This is a genomic window from bacterium, from assembly GCA_040757115.1.
In the GTDB taxonomy this organism is placed as follows: domain Bacteria; phylum UBA9089; class CG2-30-40-21; order CG2-30-40-21; family SBAY01; genus JBFLXS01.
In genome coordinates this window covers 1-1,282 of the sequence record JBFLYA010000447.1, presented here as the reverse complement: position 1 = coordinate 1,282, position 1,282 = coordinate 1, and the positions used below count along the sequence as shown (strand labels likewise).

Here is a 1,282-nt window from a genome sequence, read left to right as displayed (position 1 = left end):
TAATAGAAAATTAGTAAAGGTCTCAATGCTTCTTAATGGTTCTTTAAGGTCATGTGAAACGGTGTAGGTGAACCTGTCAAGTTCAAGATTTACCTTTTCCAACTCTTTTGATCTTGTGGTGAGGTCCAGATTAGTTTTTTTAATCTCTTTTGTTGCCTCCTCCACCCGTTCTTCCAGGTGTTCTTTTGCCTTTTGAACTTCCTCTCTTGAGTTTATCAAATCTGTGGTCATCTGGTTAAAAGAATTTGCCAATTCACCAACTTCATCTGCGGTTTTAACATTTGCCCGTCTCCATATCTCCCCCTGGCTAATGGCATGAGCAACTTCAGTTAGTGACCTGATAGGTTTGGTAATACTGGTAGAAAACAGAAAGGTGAAAATAACCCCCAATATTGCCATTCCCACTGTTATTATCAGGTTTATCGTAAAGATGTGGTTCATTTTGAGATGGAGATTTTTTAATGAAACACCGATTATCACCGCACCAATTGTTTCTGGTTTTTTACCTTCCAACTCTTGCGTCTTTTCTAAGATACCTTCCCCAATTACTCTAACCTTGCTCCCAAATATAATTATCTGTTTGTTTTTTTGTATCTCAATAAGATTTTTAAATAAAAGGGCTTTTTTAGTCAATTCATCTTCATAAACTTTCCCTATTTCTTTGGGGTTGCTATGAGCTAATACCAAACCAGTTTTATTCACTATGGTTACAAAGGCAACATCCGGCTCTATCTTCACAGATTCTACCAATGGTGTTAGCTCACTAAAAAGGTTGCCAGTCAAAATTCCTTCGCGGCTGGTATAGGCAAGATTATTGGCAATCTCTATTCCTCTCTTCTTCAATTCATCATATAACAATTTTGAGTAACTTGAAAGAAAATACCAGTTGTTGATAGTCGTCAAAACAACTATTAACAGGATAATAAAAGAGATTAATTTAGTTCGGATGTGTTTTATTTTCATTTTAACTTTCCTTATCTTCCGCTAACTCTATTTTCTATCTAATTTCTGGATAAATCTTACTTATCCCTTCGCTAATTTTATTCGCATTCTCTTTAAATAATTTTAGATTTGGCGGAATCATTTCACCATAAGGCGATTCAGTTCCTAAATAGCCATAAGTGGTACTAAACAACCTTTTGAGTTCCCTGTCCGCAATAAAGGTTTCCTTATTTTCTTTTAATGTAGAAGAAAGTAGTAAATAATTGGCATAAGCCATCCGAAACCAGTTTTTCAATATAACCGGTGATTGTGTTTTTCCTTCTTCCTGTATTGAGTTAAA

Annotated in this window: 2 protein-coding genes; both read right to left on the bottom strand. The window is 35.2% G+C overall.

Translation table 11 applies throughout. The annotated features are described in order from the left end of the window. Window positions 1–963: HAMP domain-containing protein (locus AB1422_19545; GenBank protein MEW6621496.1), on the bottom strand; the 963-nt coding region annotated here is incomplete at its 3' end. Between the two features lie 34 nt (window positions 964–997). Beyond that, the coding region (locus tag AB1422_19540; GenBank protein ID MEW6621495.1) for a hypothetical protein at window positions 998–1,282 on the bottom strand (285 nt) is incomplete at its 5' end.